20 protein-coding genes are annotated in these 20150 nt (G+C 70.0%); 8 read left to right on the top strand and 12 right to left on the bottom strand.

Annotation, left to right across the window (positions count from 1 at the left end; all coding sequences use genetic code 11):
- The first annotated feature begins 50 nt into the window (after positions 1-50).
- Positions 51-221 (top strand): hypothetical protein, encoded by a 171-nt coding sequence (locus ASF45_RS36115; RefSeq protein ID WP_186329730.1) that lies wholly within the window; start codon positions 51-53, stop codon positions 219-221.
- 55 nt (positions 222-276) lie between these two features.
- Positions 277-1173 carry a transglutaminase family protein gene (locus ASF45_RS19610; protein WP_056666454.1) on the top strand — a complete coding sequence of 299 codons (897 nt, stop codon included), beginning with the start codon at positions 277-279 and terminating at the stop codon, positions 1171-1173.
- Between the two features lies 1 nt (position 1174).
- Here the strand turns inward: ASF45_RS19610 and ASF45_RS19615 are convergent, their stop codons facing one another.
- Positions 1175-3499 (bottom strand): YgiQ family radical SAM protein, encoded by a 2325-nt coding sequence (locus ASF45_RS19615; RefSeq protein ID WP_056666457.1) that lies wholly within the window; start codon positions 3497-3499, stop codon positions 1175-1177.
- A gap of 147 nt (positions 3500-3646) precedes the next feature.
- On the opposite strand from ASF45_RS19615, the gene ASF45_RS19620 reads away from it, so the two are divergent.
- From ASF45_RS19620 to ASF45_RS19630, 3 genes are all read left to right on the top strand, one after another.
- Positions 3647-4918, top strand: coding sequence for an HD-GYP domain-containing protein (locus ASF45_RS19620; protein ID WP_082551140.1), 1272 nt, complete (start codon positions 3647-3649; stop codon positions 4916-4918).
- Between the two features lie 83 nt (positions 4919-5001).
- Entirely contained in the window at positions 5002-6174 is a 1173-nt protein-coding gene (locus tag ASF45_RS19625) for an MFS transporter (RefSeq protein ID WP_056666463.1), read from the top strand.
- A gap of 83 nt (positions 6175-6257) precedes the next feature.
- A complete protein-coding gene (locus tag ASF45_RS19630; protein WP_056666466.1) occupies positions 6258-7400 on the top strand; it encodes a mechanosensitive ion channel family protein in 1143 nt (380 codons plus the stop codon).
- Positions 7401-7441: 41 nt separating this feature from the next.
- Here the strand turns inward: ASF45_RS19630 and ASF45_RS19635 are convergent, their stop codons facing one another.
- Entirely contained in the window at positions 7442-7744 is a 303-nt protein-coding gene (locus tag ASF45_RS19635) for a YciI family protein (RefSeq protein WP_056666469.1), read from the bottom strand.
- A gap of 145 nt (positions 7745-7889) precedes the next feature.
- Here ASF45_RS19635 and ASF45_RS19640 point away from each other — a divergent pair, with 145 nt between their 5' ends.
- Complete coding sequence (locus ASF45_RS19640; RefSeq protein WP_056666472.1) at positions 7890-8825, top strand: helix-turn-helix domain-containing GNAT family N-acetyltransferase; 936 nt, start codon at positions 7890-7892, stop codon at positions 8823-8825.
- A 25-nt stretch (positions 8826-8850) separates the two neighbouring features.
- On the opposite strand, the gene ASF45_RS36120 is transcribed toward ASF45_RS19640, so the two are convergent.
- Positions 8851-9636, bottom strand: coding sequence for a 3-hydroxybutyrate dehydrogenase (locus tag ASF45_RS36120; protein ID WP_056666475.1), 786 nt, complete (start codon positions 9634-9636; stop codon positions 8851-8853).
- 36 nt (positions 9637-9672) lie between these two features.
- Positions 9673-10419, bottom strand: a complete 747-nt coding sequence (locus tag ASF45_RS36125) for an acetoacetate decarboxylase (protein WP_056666478.1) — start codon at positions 10417-10419, stop codon at positions 9673-9675.
- A gap of 106 nt (positions 10420-10525) precedes the next feature.
- On the opposite strand from ASF45_RS36125, the gene ASF45_RS19655 reads away from it, so the two are divergent.
- Positions 10526-11116: a chromate transporter gene (locus tag ASF45_RS19655; RefSeq protein WP_056666482.1), complete on the top strand. Its 591-nt coding sequence runs from the start codon at positions 10526-10528 to the stop codon at positions 11114-11116.
- Entirely contained in the window at positions 11113-11694 is a 582-nt protein-coding gene (locus ASF45_RS19660; protein ID WP_056666485.1) for a chromate transporter, read from the top strand. The genes ASF45_RS19655 and ASF45_RS19660 overlap by 4 nt, the downstream gene beginning before the upstream one ends.
- A gap of 230 nt (positions 11695-11924) precedes the next feature.
- On the opposite strand, the gene queC is transcribed toward ASF45_RS19660, so the two are convergent.
- From queC to ASF45_RS19700, 8 genes are read right to left on the bottom strand one after another with little or no spacing between them, the layout of a single operon-like run.
- Entirely contained in the window at positions 11925-12623 is a 699-nt protein-coding gene (gene queC, locus ASF45_RS19665) for a 7-cyano-7-deazaguanine synthase QueC (RefSeq protein WP_056666488.1), read from the bottom strand.
- Positions 12620-14092, bottom strand: coding sequence for a xylulokinase (gene xylB / locus ASF45_RS19670; protein ID WP_056666491.1), 1473 nt, complete (start codon positions 14090-14092; stop codon positions 12620-12622). Before xylB ends, queC begins: the two co-directional genes overlap by 4 nt.
- Positions 14093-14104: 12 nt before the next feature.
- Positions 14105-15034, bottom strand: a complete 930-nt coding sequence (locus ASF45_RS19675) for an AraC family transcriptional regulator (protein WP_056666494.1) — start codon at positions 15032-15034, stop codon at positions 14105-14107.
- Positions 15035-15039: 5 nt separating this feature from the next.
- The gene (locus ASF45_RS19680) at positions 15040-15996 is read right to left on the bottom strand and encodes a carbohydrate kinase (protein WP_056666497.1); all 957 of its coding nucleotides are present in this window, start codon (positions 15994-15996) and stop codon (positions 15040-15042) included.
- Positions 15993-17399 (bottom strand): D-arabinitol 4-dehydrogenase, encoded by a 1407-nt coding sequence (gene dalD / locus ASF45_RS19685; protein WP_200932180.1) that lies wholly within the window; start codon positions 17397-17399, stop codon positions 15993-15995. Before dalD ends, ASF45_RS19680 begins: the two co-directional genes overlap by 4 nt.
- 3 nt (positions 17400-17402) lie before the next feature.
- Positions 17403-18437 (bottom strand): ABC transporter ATP-binding protein, encoded by a 1035-nt coding sequence (locus tag ASF45_RS19690; protein ID WP_056666500.1) that lies wholly within the window; start codon positions 18435-18437, stop codon positions 17403-17405.
- Positions 18438-18449: 12 nt separating this feature from the next.
- Entirely contained in the window at positions 18450-19286 is an 837-nt protein-coding gene (locus ASF45_RS19695) for a carbohydrate ABC transporter permease (protein WP_056666504.1), read from the bottom strand.
- A 2-nt stretch (positions 19287-19288) separates the two neighbouring features.
- Positions 19289-20146, bottom strand: coding sequence for a carbohydrate ABC transporter permease (locus tag ASF45_RS19700; protein ID WP_056666507.1), 858 nt, complete (start codon positions 20144-20146; stop codon positions 19289-19291).
- Positions 20147-20150: the final 4 nt, after the last annotated feature.

Below are 20150 nucleotides of genomic sequence, written 5' to 3' on the forward strand. Positions count from 1 at the left end.
CGATGTGCGATCATCGCGGGTTCGTTTTTACCGTCCGACAGGAGAAGACCATGGGCAACAAACTCGTCACCGAAGCCGACCGCCGCGCCACCCCCGCACCCACGCCCGCCGGCGGCCTGGTCCTGCGCCGTTCCGGCGGCGGCCAGCGCGTGAGCCTGGAGCGCGGCGTCGCCACGCGCAGCAAGAAGAACCCGGGCAAGCGGCCCCACAAGGGCGGTTGATCGCCCTTGCCGCGGCCCGCGCAATGCGGGCCGCCCCTTTGCGAGGCATGCCGCCATGGCCACGCAGTACGACATCCACCACACCACCACCTACCGCTACCGCACACCGGTCCGCTTCGGCCTGCACCGCGTGATGTTCCGGCCGCGCGACAGCCACGACCTGCGTGTGCTGGCGACCGACCTGCAGGTGAGCCCGAGGGCCGCCGTGCGCCTGATCCAGGACCCGCATTCCAACTCCGTAGCCCTCGTGCAGCCCGAGGGCGAGGCGACCGCGCTGACCATTGTCTGCGCCTTCACGGTGGAGCATGTGCCCTCCCCCGGCGACCTGCTGGCGCTGGCCCCGGCGGCCGAGTTCCTGCCCTTCGCCTACTCGCTGCAGGACCGGCTGGACCTGGAACACTACCTGCGCCCGCACCACGAGGACCCGGACGGCCTGCTGCTGCGCTGGGCCCACCAGTTTCTGCTGAGCGACGCGCCCAACAGCACGCGCGAGACGCTCAAGCGCATGAACGCGCACATCCACACCGCCTTCAGCTACCAGTCGCGGGACGAGGAAGGCACGCAGACGCCGCTGCAGACCCTGGCCGCCCAGGGTGGCAGCTGCCGCGACTACGCGCTGCTCATGATGGAGGCCGTGCGCCGCCTGGGCATCGCCACGCGCTTCGTCTCAGGCTATCTGTACGACCCGGCGCTGGACGCGGCGGGCCAGCAGGCCGGCGACAGCATCGTGGGCGCCGGCGCCACGCACGCCTGGCTGCAGGCCTACCTGCCGGGTGCGGGCTGGGTCGCCTTCGATCCGACCAACGACCTCATGGGCAGCGGCCACTTGCTGCGCGTGGGCGTGGCGCGCGACCCGGCGCTGGCCACGCCGATCAGCGGCAGCTGGTTCGGCGAAGCCGACGCCTACGAAGGCATGGACGTGGCCGTGCAGGTCACGCGCCGCCAGGGCTGAGTCAGCGCGGCTTGCCGGGCTTGCGCGCGGCGGTGCCGGCGCGGGGCGGCAGGCCCGTGTGTTGCGTGAGCAGGCGCCCTTTGACGGCCTTGTCCGCCACCGTCCTGGCCTGCGGCGCCGGCGTGGAGTTCTTGCGCCGTGCGCTCTGGTAACCGCCGTCGCTCAAAGGCTGCCAAGTGGGAATCAGGTGGTGCTTGCCGTTGCCGATCAGGTCGGCCCGGCCCATGGCCTTGAGCGCCTCGCGCAGCAGCGGCCAGTTGTTCGGGTCGTGGTAGCGCAGGAAGGCCTTGTGCAGCCGGCGGCGCTTCTCGCCGCGCACGATGTCCACGCCTTCGCTGTCGCGGGTGATCTTGCGCAACGGGTTCTTGTTGGTGTGGTACATGGCCGTGGCTGTGGCCATGGGGCTGGGGTAGAAGGTCTGCACCTGGTCGGCGCGGAAACCGTTCTTCTTGAGCCAGATCGCCAGGTTCATCATGTCCGAGTCGCTGGTGCCCGGGTGCGCGGCGATGAAGTACGGGATCAGGTACTGCTTCTTGCCGGCCTCTTCCGAGTACTTCTCGAACATCTGCTTGAACTTGTCGTAGCTGCCGATGCCCGGCTTCATCATCTTCGACAAGGGGCCCTGCTCGGTGTGCTCGGGCGCGATCTTGAGGTAGCCGCCCACGTGGTGCTGCACGAGTTCCTTGACGTACTCGGGCGACTGCACCGCCAGGTCGTAGCGCAGGCCCGAGCCGATCAGGATCTTCTTGATGCCCTTGAGCGCGCGCGCACGCCGGTAGATCTTGATCAGCGGGTCGTGGTTGGTGGTGAGGTTGGAGCAGATGCCCGGGTAGACGCAACTGGGCTTGCGGCAGGCGGCCTCGATCTCGGGGCTCTTGCAGCCCAGCCGGTACATGTTGGCCGTGGGGCCGCCCAGGTCGGAGATGGTCCCGGTGAAGCCGGCGACGCTGTCGCGGATGGCCTCGACCTCCTTGATGATCGATTCCTCCGAGCGGCTCTGGATGATGCGGCCCTCGTGCTCGGTGATCGAGCAGAAGGTGCAGCCACCGAAGCAGCCGCGCATGATGTTCACGCTGAAGCGGATCATCTCCCAGGCCGGGATCTTGGTCGCACCGTCGTGGCTGCCGTTCTCGTCCGCATAGCGCGGGTGCGGGCTGCGCGCGTACGGCAGGTCGAACACATGGTCCATCTCGGCCGTGGTCAGCGGGATCGGCGGCGGGTTGATCCACACGTCGCGCGCCGTGTGGCCCTCGCCGTGCGCCTGCACCAGTGCGCGTGCATTGCCGGGGTTGGTCTCCAGGTGCAGCACGCGGTTGGCGTGGGCGTAGAGGATGGGGTCGGACTTGACCTGCTCGAAGCTCGGCAGGCGGATCACGCTCTTGTCGCGCGGCGGCGGCTTCAGCGCCACGCGCGGGTTGGCGACGAACTGGATGGCCTGGATCGGCGGGTTGACCGGCGCCGCGCCATTGGCCCGGTCGGCCACGGCCTGGGCCTCATCTTCCTTGGCGCAGCTGGCGCCGTTGGCCTTGGCCTGCTCCGACACCATGAGGTAGGGATTCACGTGCGCGTCGACCCGGCCCGGCAGGTCCACGCTGGTCGAATCGATCTCGAACCAACCCTCGGGTGTCTCGCGCCGCACGAAGGCCGTGCCGCGCACATCGGTGATCTCGGCAACCGGCTGGCGCGCGGCCAGCCGGTGCGCCACCTCGACGATGGCGCGCTCGGCGTTGCCGTACAGCAGCAGGTCGCACTTGGCATCCACCACCACCGAGCGACGCACCTTGTCGCTCCAGTAGTCGTAGTGGGCGATGCGGCGCAGGCTGCCCTCGATGCCGCCCAGCACGATGGGCACCTCGGGAAAGGCCTCGCGGCAACGCTGCGAGTAGACGATGGCCGCGCGGTCGGGCCGCGCACCGCCCACGTCGCCCGGCGTGTAGGCGTCGTCGCTGCGGATCTTGCGGTCCGCCGTGTAGCGGTTGATCATGGAATCCATGTTCCCGGCCGTCACGCCCCAGAACAGGTTGGGCTTGCCGAGTGCGCGGAACGGCTCGGCGCTGGTCCAGTCGGGCTGGGCGATGATGCCCACGCGGAAGCCCTGGGCCTCCAGCATGCGCCCGATCACGGCCATGCCGAAGCTGGGGTGGTCCACATAGGCGTCGCCCGTGACCAGCACGATGTCGCAGCTGTCCCAGCCCAGGGTCGCCATCTCCTCACGCGAGGTCGGCAGGAACTTCGCCGTGCCGAAGCGGGCCGCCCAGTACTTGCGGTAGCTGGTCAGCGGCTTGGCGGCGCGCGCGAAAAAGGAAACGTCGACGGGGGCGTTCATCGGGTGGGGGTTGTCCTCGGAGCGGGACGGCAGGCGGGGGAAGGACGGGATTTTAGGCGGCTGCGCCATGTTCCTGCCCGCGTAAGGGCACAGCGGCCCGGGCTGTGCTACAAATCTTGGTAGCGATATACCAAAAATTCCTAACTAATGTCGTCAAATTTCCAGGAAGCCGTCCAGCAGCTTGTGGACGACCGGCCGCCGACCGCTGTCCACGCCATCTACAGTTCCCAGGGCATCAAGCTGATCGAGCGCGGCGTCAAGGTCGATCCCCGCCTGTACGAGCGCCTGCTGCGCCACCAGCTGTCGGCCCCGCTGGAAGATGCCCTGCAAGCCCAGGACAGCATCAACGGCAAGGCCCTGCGCAGCACGGCCGAGGACCTCGTGGAGCGCCGGCCCGTGCTGGCCCGGCTGCTGGGGCACGGCAACCACCAGGCCCAGTTGCTCGATGCGCTGGAAGCCATTCCGCTGCCGCCGCCGGTGGCGTTCCAGCTCAGCGTGGCGCGCGACGTGCACCCTGCCCTGTTCCAGTACGCCGTGTGCACGGCCTTGCTGGCCGGCTGGCTGGTGCTGCGCCCCGGCATGGTGCGCTACGACGTCATCATGCCGATGGCTGCCGGGCTGCTGCAGGACCTGGGCATGATGCACATCGACCCGGCGCTGCTGCAACCCCAGGGCGATCTCACGCCCGAGCAGCGGCGCCAACTGTACTCGCACCCGCTGGTGTCCGCGCTGCTGCTGGAACGCCACCACGAGTACCCGCGCGAGCTGATCCGCGCCGTGCGCGAGCACCACGAGTTGCTCGACGGCTCGGGCTATCCCGCCCACCTGGCGGGCGACCGGATCAGCCCCTGGGGCCGCGTGGTGTCCCTGGCCCAGGTCATGTCGGCCCTGCTGCGGCCGGGGCGCGCCCTGTCGGCGCTGCGCCTGTCGCTGCTGTTGCGCACCAACCGCCACCAGTTCGACCCCGCGCTGGGCGACCGGGTGCTCGGTGCGCTGCGCGGCATGGCCAGCGAGAGCGCGCCGGCCTCGGTCACCGGTATCGCGGCGCTGGAGCCGGGGGCCTCGCCCGTCGGCCAGCTCATCGCCTTCGACCGGCTGCTGGCCGCCTGGCCGGCCACGCTGGGCCGGGGCGGCGACGCCACACCGGCACGTGTGCAGGGCATGGCCGCGATCGGCCAGCAGTGCGAGCAGATGCGCCGGCTGCTGGCCGACGTGGGCGCCAGCGGCGACCAGCTGCTGATGCTGGGCGACGACCAGGATGCCGATCTCATGGCTGAACTCTCGCTGATCGCCCAGGAAATGACCTGGCAGCTGCGCGCGCTGGCGCGCAATGCCCGCCGCCGCTGGGCGCCGGCGGCGGGCGAGGAGCTGCCGACCGCGCTTGCCGCCTGGGTGGGCGAGGTGGACGCCTGCCTCTGACCGGGTCGGCCTGAACCGGCCGGCCCAGCACCGCCCCGCAGGCCGTGGGACACTGCGTGGCTTTCCCGCGCGCTGCCGCCCCGATGAACTCCCCCGCTACCCCTCCCTCGCTGGCGCGCCAGCTGCTGCCGCTCATGGCGGTGATGGTGCTGGTGCACCTGGCCTTCACCGGGGGGCGCGTGGCGCTGTCGCTCTACGCCATCGCACTGCACGCGCCCACCGTGGTCGTCGGCCTGCAGGTCAGCCTGCTGTCGGTGCTGCCCATGCTGCTGTCGGTGCGGCTGGGGCGCTGGATCGACCGCGTGGGCATGCAGCGGCCGGCCCGCATCGCAACGGCCGTCTCGGCCGTGGGCGTGGCGCTGCCGGCGCTGTGGCCCTCGGTGCCGGTGCTGTGCCTGGCCAGCATGCTGCTGGGCAGCGGTTTCATGCTCCTGCACATGACGGTCTACAACGAGGTGGGCCACAGCACCAACGACCAGACCCGCGTGCGCGCCTTCACGCTGCTGGCACTGGCCTTCTCGACCTCCACGGTGATGGGCCCCGTGATCGCCGGCATCGCCATCGACGGCATCGGCCACCGCTGGACCTTCGCGCTGCTGGTGCTGTTCCCGCTGCTGGCGCTGGTCGTGCTCGTGGCGCTGCGCATCCGCGTGGCGCCGCGCAATGCGCCGGGCGGCGTGGCCGGCGCGGGCCAGGTCATGGACCTGCTCAGGAACCCGCGCATGCGCGCCGTGTTCATCGTCAGCGGCCTGCTGTCCATGGGCTGGGACATGTTCACCTTCATGGTGCCCGTGCAGGGCGCGCGCATCGGGCTGTCGGCCTCCACCATCGGCCTCATCATGGGCTGCTTCGGCGTGGCCACCTTCGTCGTGCGCCTGGCCATGCCGCTGCTGCAGCGCCACCTCAACGAGTGGCAGACGCTGACCATCTCGCTGGGTGTGACGGCCGCCGTCTACCTGCTGTTCCCGCTCACGACCGCGGTGCCGCTCCTGCTGGCACTGGCCTTCGTCAACGGCCTGAGCCTGGGCTCCACCCAGCCCATGGTCATGAGCCTGGTGCACCAGGTGGCGCCGCCGGGCCGTTCCGGCGAGGCACTGGGCGTGCGCGCCACCATCATGAACGCCAGCCAGGTGTTCCTGCCCATCCTGTTCGGCGGCCTGGGCTCGGCCGCCGGCATGGGGTCGGCGTTCTGGACGCTGGCGGCCATCCTCTCGGGCGGCACGGCCTACGCACGGCGCTTTTCGCGCGGCGCATGACGCGGTCCGTGCGCCCCTCTCCTACAGGCCGCGCATGACGGGACTGGTGGCACCCGGTGCGGCCGAGCGGATATAAACCGCCGATGCTGCTGTCCGATTGGTTCCACACCACCTTGCTGCTCGGCGTGCCCATGTCCCAATGGGTCCTGGCCGCCGCCGCCGCCCTCGCCGCCTACTTCGTCATGCGCACCGCCCTGCGGTTCGCACGCGGGCGCATCCGCCAGAACGCCGAAGCCGACGCGAGCGTGCGCGGCCTGGGCCAGGTGCGGCCCACGCTGGCGCAGATGCTGGACGCCACCAACGGCCTGCTGCTGACCGTCGCCTCGGTGCTGGTCGGCCTGTCGCTGCTGGACCTGCCGGCGCGCTGGTCCGACCGCATCGCCCAGCTCTGGTACGTGACGGTGGCCCTGCAACTGGCCTTGTGGGGCGCTCGCCTCATCGACGTGCTGATGCAGCGCCAGCTGCAGCGCCATGCCGCCCCTGGCAGCTCGCCGCAGGCCACGGTGTCCAGCACCCTGATCGGCTGGGGCCTGAACACCGCGCTGTGGGCGGTGGTGGCGTTGGCGGTGCTGTCCAACCTGGGCTTCAACATCACGGCCTTCGTGGCCAGCCTGGGCATCGGCGGCATCGCCATCGCGCTGGCGGCCCAGAACATCCTGGGCGACCTGTTCGCCTCCATCGCCATCGCGCTGGACAAGCCCTTCGAGGTCGGCGACGCCATCAACAACGGCAGCGTCAACGGCACGGTCGAGCACGTGGGCATGAAGACAACACGGCTGCGCAGCCCCAGCGGCGAGCAGATCGTGGTGTCCAACACCGAGCTGCTCAAGGGCTCGCTGCGCAACTTCAAGCGCATGTCGACGCGGCGCATCGAGTTCACGGTGGGCGTGAGCTACGACACCACGCCCGAGCAGGCCGCCGAGATCCCGGCCGTGATTCGTCGCGTGGTCGAGGCCCAGCCGGACCTGGTGTTCGACCGCGCCCACTTCGCCAAGCTGGGCGAGAGCTCGCTCGACTACGTGGTGGTCTACGTCATGCAGACCGCCAACTACGGCCAGTACATGGACAACCAGCAGGCCATCAACATCGGACTGATGCGTGAATTCGCCGCCATGGGCGTGGCGTTCGCGTTCCCGACGCGCAACGTCGTGTTGTCCGGGCCGGCCGGCAAGGACGCTGTACAGGTCCTGGCAGAGCCGCCGCAGGCACCCGCCCAGGCAAGCTGACGCCGCCTGCACCCGGCGGCTCCGCAGCTTGTCCGGCGCGCTCAGGTCTGCGGCAACTCCCGGACTTCCACCGTGCCCCCGGCCTCGAAGACCGGATTGCCGACAAGAAAGCCTTCCGCCTCCTGCAGGCTTGCCGCCCGCACCCGGATGAAGCCGCCAAGCCCCCGGCCGCTGGGCTGGCTGGGGTGGCCCTTGCGGAACCGTTCCCCGCTTCCGATCGCGCTACCGCCATCGAACCGGCCGCTGCTGCGCAAGCGGGCGAGGTACTGCCGCCACCGTTCGGGATCGTCGGCGGCCTGCGGATCGTTCGCGTCCTCGTGCATCAGCAGCATGTATTCGTTCACTGGATTCCCCTCTGCCGGCGTTGGTGCATCGGCCTTGCCTGCGGCGCAAGGCCTTGCGCCGGGGAGTCTAGGGCCTGCTTGCCTGCCCTCGTTCAAGCACCAACTAAATGACTTAGTCAACTAAATTTGCTAGACTCCATCAACCATGGATGAAGCCATCACCGAACAGGTCAAGGCGCTGCGCGCTTTCAACCGCAGCTACACGCGCAGCACCGGCCTGCTGGAGCCCTACCTGGACGGCCCGCTGTCGCTGACCGAGGTGCGCGTGCTGTACGAGCTGGCCCACCAGGACCAGAGCGCCGCCAGCGACATCGGCCGGGAACTGGGGCTGGATGCCGGCTACCTGAGCCGCATCGTCAAACGCTTCGAGGCGCGCGGCTGGCTGCAGCGCAGCACTTCCCCGGCCGATGGCCGCCAGCAGTTTCTGCGGCTGACGCCTGCCGGCCACGCTGCGTTCGCACCGCTGCAGCAGAAATCGCGCGATGCTGCGCGCCAGCTGCTGGAACGCCTGCCCAGTGCCGAGCGCGCGGAACTGGTCGATGCCATGGCCAGGGTCCAGCGTCTGCTCGCGCCACCGGCCGCCGGCGCGGCACCGCGCCCGCGCACCGCCGTGCTGCGCGAGCCGCGGGCCGGGGACATGGGCTGGGTGGTGCAGCAGCACGGCGAGCTGTATGCGCGCGAGTACGGCCTGGACGCGCGCTTCGAGGCCCTGGTGGCCGACATCGCGGCGCGCTTCGTGCGCAACTTCCAGCCCGGCTGGGAGCGCTGCTGGATCGCCGAGCTGGGCGGCGAACGCGTGGGCTCGGTCTTCGTGGCGCGCAAGAGCAAGACCGTGGCACAGCTGCGCATGCTGATCCTCGCGCCCGGTGCCCGCGGCCTTGGCCTGGGCGCGCGCCTGACCGACGAGTGCCTGGCCTTCGCGCGCGCCAAGGGCTACCGCAAGATGGTGCTGTGGACCAACAGCTGCCTGACTGCCGCGCGCAGCATCTACGCGGCGCGCGGCTTCGTGCTGAAGAAGAGCGAGCCCTACGAGGACTTCGGCCGGTCGCTGGTCGGCGAGACCTGGGAACTCAAGCTCTAGGGTGTGCCGTGCGCGCAGGCCCTGGTCACTGCATGAACCAGCCGTGGCTGACGACCAGCGACTGGCCGGTCAGCGCGTTGGTCGGGAAGCCCGCGAACAGCAGCGCCACCTGGGCCACGTCGTCGGTGGTGGTGAACTCGCCGTCCACGGTCTCCTTGAGCATCACGTTCTTGACGACCTCGGCCTCGCTGATGCCCAGCGTCCTGGCCTGCTCGGGGATCTGCTTTTCCACCAGCGGCGTGCGCACGAAGCCGGGGCAGATCACGTTGGCGCGCACGCCGTGCGCCGCGCCCTCCTTGGCCACGGTCTTGCACAGGCCGATCAGGCCGTGCTTGGCCGTCACATAGGGCGCCTTGAGCAGCGAGGCCTCCTTGGAGTGCACCGAGCCCATGTAGATCACGCTGCCGCCGCGGCCCTGGGCGACCATGCGCTTCAGGCAGGCGCGCGTGGTCAGGAAGGCGCCGTCCAGGTGGATCGCCAGCATCTTCTTCCAGTCGGCGAAGGAAAACGCCTCGAGCGGATGCACGATCTGGATGCCGGCATTGCTGACCAGGATGTCGATGCCCCCGAAGGCCTGGGCGGCCTGCGCCACCGAGGCCTCGACCTGCGCCTCGTCGGTCACGTCCACGGCCACGCCGAGAGCCTGGGCGCCGCCAGCGCGCAGCTCGGCGGCCGTGCTCTCGGCCGCGGCCGGGTTGAGGTCGGCGATGACCACGGCCGCGCCCTCACGGGCGAAGACGGTGGCGATCTCCTTGCCGATGCCGCTGGCCGCGCCCGTGATGTAGGCGACCTTGTTTTGAAGCTGTTGCATGGTGGGTTCCTTCGGGTGTGAGGCGGTTGGGGAAGTTCAGGCGAGGTAGTCGTGCTCGACCGTGCCGAGCGCGAGCGTCATGTCGGCGATGTAGTGCACGGCCGACTCGACCTTGCGCACGGGCAGGTCTGCCACCGGTGCCAGCGCGTGCGGATGCAGTTCCAGGGCGGCCGGGCCGCTCCAGGCGCCGCGCAGTTCGATGTCGACCATGTGGTAGCGCACGAGTTCGCAGATGCGTGGCGAGCCGTCCACGTGCGGAATGATCTTGAGCAGAAAGTTCGGCTGGGCCAGCGCCGCCAGGACGGGGCCCGGCTCCAGCGTGCGGTGCTTGAAGCCCATGGTGGCCGTGGCCACGCGCACACGGCCGTAGTCCAGCGTGCCCACGATCGTGTCGGTCTCGTAGTCCAGCTGCGGCGTGGCGAGCTTCTTCGGAAAGCCCCAGAGCTCGCGACCGCCTGCGATGGGCGGGTGGTCGTTGAGGTACATGGCATGCACATAGGCGCCCTGCTCCAGGCCTTTGGCCGTGCGCAGCTGCACCGGGATCACCTGGCCCGACTCGGTGTAGTCGCCGAAGCCCGTGGAGTCGGGCATGCGAATGAATTCGTACTTGACCAGAGGCTCCACGACTTCGAGCGGCTCGGGCACGACGGCGCGCAGCGCATCCACGTCGGTGCGGTAGGTGATGACCACGAACTCGCGGCGCAGGAATCGGTAGGGGCCGCACGGGAATGCGGGGCTGGTGGCCGGCATCGCGAAGGCGCGGCGTACGTCGTCAAGCTGCATGGAGGGCTTTCTGTGAGGAAGAGCCCCACTCTGCGCCGCGAGACTTAGACGAAACTGAAGCGGGCTGCGCGCGATCGCGCCGCAGCGCGACGGGATAATCCGCACCATGCCCGCCCCCGATTCCGCGCCCGAGCCTCCCGGCGCCCTCGCGCAGCCACGCTCCAAGACCGACCTCTTCCTCTCGTTCACCTGGCTCGCGCTGCAGGGTTTCGGCGGCGTGCTGGCCGTGGTGCAGCGCGAGCTCGTGGAGAAGAAGCGCTGGATGAGCCGCGACGAGTTCGTCGAGGAATGGTCCGTCGCGCAGATCATGCCGGGGCCCAATGTGGTCAACCTGTCGATGATGATCGGCGCGCGCTACTTCGGCCTGCCCGGCGCACTGGCGGCGCTGTCCGGCATGCTGCTGGCGCCGCTCGTGGTGGTGCTGCTGCTGGCGCTGGCCTACACCCGCTTGGCCAACGACCCGCACATGGCCGGCGCACTGCGTGGCATGGGTGCGGTGGCCGCCGGGCTCATCATGGCCACCGGCATCAAGCTGGTCCCGGCCCTGCAGCGCAATGTGCTGGGGCGTGGGCTCTGCGCCGCCTTCGGCCTGTTGTGCTTCGCCGGCATCGCGCTGCTGCGCTGGCCGCTGGCCTACGTGCTGTTCGGCCTGGGCGCCGCGGCCTGCGTGCTGGCCTGGCGCCGGTTGGCGCCATGATCGGCCCGGCGTTGTCGCTGGGCGCGCCCGACTGGCTTGCGCTGTTCCTGCACTTCGCCACGCTCTCCCTGCTGGCCGTGGGCGGCGCCATCACCACCGCGCCCGACATGCACCGCTTCCTGGTCGACCAGCGGCACTGGCTCAGCGACCCGCAGTTCAGCGCCTCGATCGCGATCGCCCAGGCCGCGCCGGGGCCCAACGTGTTGTTCGTCGCGCTGATGGGCTGGAACGTGGGACTCAACGCAGGCGGCTACGCCACGGCCGCACTGGGCCTCACGGTGACCATGGTCGGCGTGCTGCTGCCCAGCTCCACGCTGACCTACCTCAGCGCGCAATGGGGCCACCGCAACCGGCACCGGCGCAGCGTGCGGGCCTTCAAGGCCGGCATGGCGCCCATCGTCGTGGCCTTGCTGGTCGCCACCGGCTGGGTGCTGGCCGGCAGCCAGGGCGCGGCGGCACAGAACTGGCGGTTGTGGCTGCTGACGGCAGTGGTGGCGGTGCTGGTCTGGCGCACCCGGCTGCACCTGCTCTGGCTGCTGGGCGCCGGCGCGCTACTGGGCGGCTTCGGCCTGGTCTGAGCCTAGATTCGGCAGTTGACCGCTTGCAGCCTTCAGGAAAGCCGCATGGACACTGGACTTGGCGTCTTCGCTCCCGCGCATCTTCTGGGCGAGCGCGCTATGCACCCGCCGGCACCGCGCTCGCCGCGCCAGGCGGCCTTGCTCCTCCTTGCGCACAGGAGTGCGCCGCGTCGTCGCGCCTTGCCTGACACGCCGATCACGGCACCATCGGGCGCATCCAACTGCCGAATCTAGGCTGAGTAGCGCTCCCAGCCCTTGGCCCGCAAGACGCAGGCCGGACAGGTGGCGCAGCCGTAGCCCCAGGCGTGCAGCGCGCCGCGCTCGCCAAGGTAGCAGGTGTGGGTGTGCTCCACGATGAGATCGACCAGGGCTGGCCCGCCCAGCCGCTCGGCCATGCGCCAGGTGTCGGCCTTGTCGATCCACATCAGCGGCGTGTCGATCAGGATGCGCCGGTCCATGCCCAGCGACAGCGCGATCTGCATGGCCTTGATGGTGTCGTCGCGGCAGTCGGGGTAGCCAGAGAAATCCGTCTCGCAAACACCCGTGACGAGCACGTCCAGCCCGCGCCGGTAGGCCAGCGCGGCGGCCAGCGTCAGGAACAGCAGGTTGCGGCCCGGCACGAAGCTGTTGGGCAGGCCCTGCTCCTGCATCTCCATGGCGATGTCGCGCGTGAGCGAGGTTTCGCTGATCTCACCCAGCACGGGCACGGCCAGCAGGTGGTCTTCGCCCAGGCGGGCGGCCCAGTGCGGGAACTGCACGCGGAACTGGCGCAGCACCTCGAGCCGCGCATCGAGCTCGATGCGGTGGCGCTGGCCATAGTCGAAGGCGATGGTCTCGACGCGCTCGTACTGCACGAGCGCGTGGGCCAAACAGGTGGTGGAATCCTGGCCGCCCGAGAACAGCACCAGGGCCTGGCGTGGAAGACTCATGCCGATCCCTGCGCAAAGACAGGCTTCAGCGCGGCATACACCGCGCGGAAGCGCTCCATGCGCGGCTGGTGCAGCGCGGCCGTGCCCTCGCCCGGCGTGAACAGGCCACGCCGCGGCGGCACGGTGCAGACCGCGGCCTCGTCGCCGCCATCGGCCAGCCAGGCCAGGCGCGCGGCCCCCAGGGCACCGCCCGATTCGCCGCCTGCGCCCAACGCCAGCGGCACCTGCAGAACATCGGCCAGCAACTGCGACCACCAGGCGCTGCGCGCGCCGCCACCCACCAACGACAGCGGCCTGGCACCGGGCGGGCGCGACAGCGTGTCCAGCCCGTCCCGCAGGCCGTGGCCCACGCCCTCGACCACGGCATAGGCGATGTCGGCACGCGAATGCGCGGGCGTGAGCCCGTACAGCACGCCGCGCGCTTGCGCATCGTTGTGCGGCGAGCGCTCGCCCGACAGGTAGGGCAGGAACAGCGGCGCCTGGGCGCGTGCGGCGTCGTCCAGCGATGCCGCGGCGTGGAAGAAGCCCGGGATGTCGGCGAAGCCGAAGGCGCGCACGGCCCAGTCCACGCTGCTGGCGGCCGACAACATGACCGCCATCTGGTGCCAGCGGCCCGGCAGCGCATGGCAGAACGCATGCACGGCGCGGGCCGGGTTGGGCGTGAAGCCATCCGAACACACGAAGATCACGCCCGAAGTGCCGAGCGAGACGAAACCCTGCCCCGGCGCCACCAGGCCCATGCCGACCGCGCTGGCGGCGTTGTCCCCGCCGCCGCCAGCAATCGGGATGCCGGCCGGCAGGCCCCAGCGCTGCGCCATCTCGGGCTGGAGCGTCGCAGACACGGCACTGCCCTCGACCAGGCGCGGCATGTGTTCCCGCGTCAGGCCGGTGGCGGCCAGCAGTTCGTCGGACCAGTCGCGCCGGCCCACGTCCAGCCACAGCGTGCCGGAGGCGTCGGACATGTCAGTCACGGCTTCGCCACTCAGCCACAGGCGCAACCAGTCCTTGGGTAGCAGCACGCGCTCCGTCCTGGCGAACACCTCGGGCTCGTGCTCGCGCACCCACAGCAGCTTGGGGGCGGTGAACCCCGGCATGGCCAGGTTGCCGGTGATGCGGACCAGGTCCGGCACGGCCTGCGTGAGCGCCGCGCACTGGGCCGCACTGCGGCCGTCGTTCCACAGGATGGCCGGGCGCAGCACGGCGCCTGCCGCGTCGAGCAGCACGGCCCCGTGCATGTGGCCCGACAGGCCGATGGCGCGCACGCTGCGCATGGCGTCCGGATGGCGCGCGCGCAGCGCGGCCATCACCACGTCGAGCGCATCGGCCCAGGCCTGCGGCTGCTGCTCGGACCACTGCGGCTGCGGACGCTGCGCGATCAGGGCGGCGTGCGCGACGCCCACGACCCCATGGTCGTCGGCGAGCAGCAGTGCTTTGAGTTCGGAAGTTCCGAGATCGAGTCCCAGGTACATGGCAAGAACACTTCAAGAAGCGCCGCCGAAGCGATGTTCCGCCTGGCGGCGGAACTCCGTGGGCGTCACGCCCTTGAGCTCCAGAAAACGGCGGTTGAAGTTTGCCACGTTGTTGAACCCGACCTGGTAGCAGATGTCGGCCACGAAATGGTCGGTCTGCATCAGCAGGCGGCAGGCGCTGTTGATGCGCACCATGTTCACGAAATCGGTGAAGCTGTTGCCCGTGGCGCGCTTGAAGAAGCGCGACAGCCGGCTCTCGCTCATGCCCAGCTCGCCGGCCAGGTCCGCCAGGCTCACCGAGGCCGCCAGGTCGCCCGTGATGCGGTCGACGATGCGGTTGATCTGCTCCAGCTCGCCGTCGCCCTCGGCGCTCTGGATCTGCACCGTGGACAGCAGCCGGTAGTCGCCGCACTGGGCCAGGTCGGCCAGGTACGCGCAGAAATGGCCGAAGCGGCGCACGCCGCGCGTGGCCTTGACGGCCTGCCAGTGCGCCTGTGCGCGCTCGGACATGCCGAAGAACTCGATGCCGTGGCGCGCGCGCTGCAGCAGCGCCATGACCTCGCGCAGCTCGGGCAGCGATTCGGCGGCGCGCGCCAGCGGTGCATGCTCGAACTGGATCACGAGGTCGCGCTCGGGCACGCCCTCGCCCGCGTCCAGCGAGATCCAGTTGTGCGGCAGGCGCGGGCCGCACAGCACCAGGTGACCGGGCTCGAACTGGCCGATCCAGTCGCCCACGAAGGCCTTGCCCGAGGTGCAGGTGATCAGGTGCAACTCGTACTCGTCGTGGAAATGCCAGCGCGCCAGCGGCGTCGGAAAGCCGTGGGCGAGGCAGCGCACCAGGCCGCCGTCCTCGGGTGCCTCGTAGCCGAGTGCGGGCGAGCGCGCGAACTCCCCTTCCAGTTCGGGCTGGCGCTGGCGCGGGCGGCTGCGCGGTGCGGGCATGGCGCTCAAGCGGCGGCGGCCTGCGGCTGCAGGGCCTCGACCGCCGCGCGCTGCGGCGGGTCGGCGCCTTCGCGCGCGCAGTTCAGCGCCGCGGCTGTGGCGGCGAAGCGCAGCACGTCGGCCCAGGCGGTGGTGGGCAGTGCCGCGAGCCGGGCTGCGTCCTGCACGCCGTGGTCCAGCAGGGCCACGGACAGGCCGGCGCCGAAGGTGTCGCCGGCACCGATGGTGTCGACCACCTGCACGGGCGGCGGCCGCACCGCCAGTGGCGGCTGGCCGCGGCGGTACAGCGCGGCGCCCTCTGCGCCACGCGTGATGAGCACAGCGCGCGGGCCGGCCTGCAGCCAGGCCTGGGCCAACGCATCGAACGGCTGGCCGGGCGCGAGCAGCGCGCAATCCTCGTCGCTGAGCTTGAGCAGTTCGCATTCGGCGATGCATTCGGCGCAGCGCGCACGCCAGGCCGGCAGGTCCTCGACCAGGCTGGGGCGGGCATTGGGATCGAACACACGCAGCACGCGGCCGCGCTGGGCACGTGCGAAGTCCAGCACGCGCTGGCCCGAGGGCTCGCGCGTGAGCAGGTTGGAGCCGTAGTGCAGCCAGCGGCAGCTTTCGGGCAGCGCGGGCAGCGGATCGGGCGTCCACAGCACGTCGGCCGTGCCCTGCATGTAGAAGGCGTAGCGGTTGGTCTGTGGCGTGCGCTCCACGAAGGCCAGCGTGCTGGGCGCCGCACAGCGCAGCACGAGTTCAGTCGAAATGCCGTTGGCCTGCAGATGCGCCAGCAGGCGCTCTCCGAACAGGTCGGTGGACAGTTGCGTGAGGTAGCCCACGGGCGCGCCCAGCCGCGCGGCCGCGACCGCGCCATTGAGCAGGGCCCCGCCCACATGGCCCTGGAACTGCAGGCCCGCGCCGGCCTGGGCCGTGAAGTCGATCAAGGCTTCACCGACGAAGGCGATGCGAAAGCTCACGGCGCGGCCCTCCCCTGCACGAAGGTCGCCACGCGCTGGCCCGCCAGGCGCAGCGCGGCCAGCAGCCGCGTATCGCCGGCCAGGTCGCCCCACAGCTGGCGGTCGGCCACCAGCGCAGCCTCGGGCTCGGGCGCGGCGCAGATGGCATGCGCGGCCGCCGGGTCCATGCCCTGGTCCTGGTAGGCATAGGGCAGTCGGCCCGCATGCCAGCGCTGCAGGAAGGCCAGGAACAACGCCGGCAGCATGGCCACGGCGGCGATGCTCTGGCCGGCGGCGAGCCGCTCGCGCACCGTGGGCGCGATGAAGCCCGGGATCTTGGCGAAGCCGTCGGCCGCCACGCGCTGGTTGGTATCGCGGATCGCCGGGTTGGCGAAGCGCTCGAGCACCACGTCGCGGTAGGCCGGGAGGTCCACCGGGCTTGCGTGGCCGGGCCGGTGCAGGCAGGGAATCACGTCGTCGCTCACGTAGTCGTAGGCCATCTGCCGGATGTCCGGGTCCAGCGTGCCCTCGTGGATGTAGTCCAGGCCGGCCAATGTACCCGCCCAGGCGATGCAGCTGTGGCTGGCGTTGAGGATGCGGATCTTGGCCTCCTCGTAGGGCTGGACCGAGCGCACCAGTTCCACGCCGACCTGCTCCCAGGCCGGGCGGCCGGCCGCGAAGTCGTCCTCGATGACCCACTGGATGAAGCTCTCGCCCGTGACCGGCGCGGCGTCGTCGATGCCGGTGGCCTGGTGCACGCGTTCGCGCAATTCGGGTGGCGGGCGCGGCGTGATGCGGTCCACCATGGCGTTCGGGCAGGTGGTGTGCTGGCGTGTCCAGGCCGCCAGCGGGCCTTCGCCCGCAGCCTCCAGGAACGCCAGCATCGCGGCGCGGAAGCGCTCGCCGTTGTGGCGCAGGTTGTCGCAGTTCAGCAGCGTGAGCGGGCCGGCACCGGCCGCATGGCGCGCGCGCAGAATGGCGGCCACGGCGCCGTAGATGGTTTCGCCGGCCTCGCCGCGCGCCGCGCGCGCGATGTCGGCCGCCAGCTCGGGCTGGCCGGCGTCGAGCCGGTGCAAGGGGTCCAGGTAGTAGCCGGCCTCGGTCACCGTGAACGAGACGATGCGCGTGGCGGGATCGGCACCGCGCACCACCATGGCCGGCAGGCCAGGCGCGTAGGGGATGACTTCGCGGATGGCCGTGATGCGCTCGTAGCGGCGCACGCCGGCCGGCGTGACCGTCTCCAGCGTGTAGGCGCCGCCCTGGTCGGCCAGGGCTTGCAGCACGTCGGCCATGTCGGGCCGGATGTTGCAGCCGGCCAACTGCCAGCGCCGGTCGCCTGCATCCATCAGGCGCTGCAGGTAGACAGCCTGGTGTGCGCGGTGGAAGGAGCCCAGGCCCAGGTGCAGGATGGTGGACGGGGTCATGTTTCAGGCGGCTGCCAGCGTGCGGCCGTCGCGGTTGAACAGGTGCAGCACGGCGGGGTCGATCTCCACGCCGACCGTGTCGCCCTCGGCCAGCTGCGTGCGCTCGTTCTGGCGCGCGATCATGTTCACGCCGCTCACGTCCACATGGATCAGCGTGTCCGAGCCCAGCGCCTCGACCAGGTCCACGCGGCCCTGCAGGCCGCCGCGCTGGCCCGGCAGCACGCGCACGCCCTCGGGCCGCACGCCCAGGAAGCCGTCGGTGGGCAAGCGGCCCTGCGTGAGCTGCGCGATGGCGGGCAGCGCCTGCGCCGGCAGCATGTTCATGGACGGCATGCCGATGAACTGCGCGACGAAGCGGTTGGCCGGGCGGTCGTAGAGCTCCAAAGGCGAGCCGACCTGCTCGATCAGCCCGTCCTTGAGCACCACCACCTTGTCGGCCAGCGTCATGGCCTCGACCTGGTCGTGCGTGACGTAGATGGTGGTGGCGCCCAGCGACTCGTGCAGCTTCTTGATCTCCACGCGCGTGTTGCCGCGCAGCGCGGCGTCCAGGTTGGACAGCGGCTCGTCGAACAGGAAGACCTTGGGTGCGCGCACGATGGCGCGGCCGATGGCCACGCGCTGGCGCTGGCCGCCCGACAGTTCCTTGGGGGTGCGCTGCAGGTAGTTCGACAGGTTGAGCTGCGCGGCCGCGCGTTCGACCTTGGTCTTGATCTCGGCCGGGTCGACCTTGGCCAGCTTGAGCGCGAAAGACATGTTGTCGTACACGCTCATGTGCGGGTACAGCGCATAGCTCTGGAACACCATGGCCAGGTCGCGCTTGCCCGAGGGCGCATAGGTGATGTCACGCCCGTCCAGCATGAGCTGGCCACTGCTGATGGGCTCCAGCCCCGCGATCAGCCGCAGCAGCGTGGACTTGCCGCAGCCCGAAGGGCCGACGAAGACGATGAACTCGCCCTTCTCGATCTGCAGGTCGACGCCCTTGATGATGTGGGCGTCGCCGAAGCTCTTCTTGACGTTCTTGAGTTCCAGGTAGGACATGGGAGGCTCCGTTTACTTGACCGCACCGAAGGTGAGGCCCTGGACGAGTTGCTTCTGGCTGAACCAGCCGAAGACGACGATGGGCGCGATCGCCATCAGCGAGGCGGCCGACAGCTTGGCCCAGAACAAGCCCTCGGGGCTGGAGTACGAGGCGATCAGCGTGGCCAGCGTGCCGGCCTTGGCCGAGGTGAGGTTCAATGCCCAGAAGGCCTCGTTCCAGCTCAGCACCAGGCACAGCAGGCCGCAGGACGCCAGGCCGCCGACCGACAGCGGCAGCACCACCTCGCGGAACTCGGTCCACAGGTTGGCGCCGTCCATGCGCGCGGCCTCCAGGATCTCGGCCGGGATCTCCTTGTAGTTGGTGTAGAGCATCCACACCATGATGGGCAGGTTGGACAGCGTGAACACGATGATCAGCGCGGGCAGCGTGTCCAGCATGCCGGCGCTCTGGGCCAGCACGTAGATGGGCACCAGCGCGCCGACGGCCGGCATCATCTTGGTCGACAGCATCCACATCAGGATGTCGCGCGTGGACTTCGTCTTGAAGAAGGCCATCGAGTACGCGGCGGGCGCGGCAATCGCCAGACCCAGGATGGTCGAGGCCACGCTGGCGATCAGCGAGTTCTTCGCGTAGAGCAGGTAGTCGCTGCGGCTTTGCACCTCGGCGAAGTTGTGCAGCGTGGGCTCGAACACGAACAGCGGCGGTACGGCGATGGCCTGCAGCTCGGTCTTGAAGGCCGTGAGGAACAGCCAGCCCAGCGGGAAGAACAGCAGCAGGGCAAGCGCCCAGGCCACGACGGTGCGCAGCGCGGTGGGCCAGAAGGTGTTGGGGGGTGCACTGGCTTGCATGTTCAATCCAGGTTCTTGCCGATGATGCGGATCAGGAAGGCCGCGACGATGTTGGCCAGCACGACGGCGAACAGCGCGCCGGCCGAGGCCACGCCCACGTCGAAGTTCAGCAGCGACTGCTTGAAGATCATGTAGGTCAGGTTGGTGCTGGCGTTGCCGGGGCCGCCGCTGGTGGTGATCGCGATCTCGGCGAACACCGAGAGCAGGAAGATCATCTCGATCATGATGACCACGGCCATGGCCCGGCCCAGGTGCGGCAGGGTCAGGTAGAAGAAGCGCTGCACGGCGGTGGCGCCGTCCATGCGCGCGGCCTCCATCTGCTCGCGGTCCAGCGACTGCAGCGAGGTGATGAAGATCAGGCACGCGAACGGCAACCACTGCCAGGCCACCATGACGATGACCGAGAACAGCGGCAGGTCGGTCAGCCAGTCCACGGGGTCGGCGCCGAAGAACTTCCAGACGTTGGCCAGCACCCCGTAGATCGGGTTCATCATCATGTGTTTCCACAGCAGCGCGTTGACCGCGGGCATGACGAAGAACGGCGAGATCAGCAGCACGCGCACGATGCCCTGGCCCGGGAACGGATCGTTGACGAGCAGCGCCAGCAGCACGCCGCCGACCAGCGTGACGCCGATCACGCTGCCGATCAGCACCAGCGTGTTGCCCACCGCCGGCCAGAAGTCCGGATCGGTGACGAAGTACTCGAAGTTCGAGAGGCCGGCGAAGGGGTGTTCGCCGGGCTGCATGAGGTTGTAGCTGACGAACGAGAAGTACAGCGTCATCAGCAGCGGCACGATCGACCAGAGGAGGAGCGTGACGACCGCGGGGGCCATCAAGGCCCGGGGCAACAGCCGGTTCATGGCG

The sequence above is a fragment of the Pseudorhodoferax sp. Leaf265 genome, assembly GCF_001422365.1.
Classification (GTDB): domain Bacteria; phylum Pseudomonadota; class Gammaproteobacteria; order Burkholderiales; family Burkholderiaceae_C; genus Pseudorhodoferax.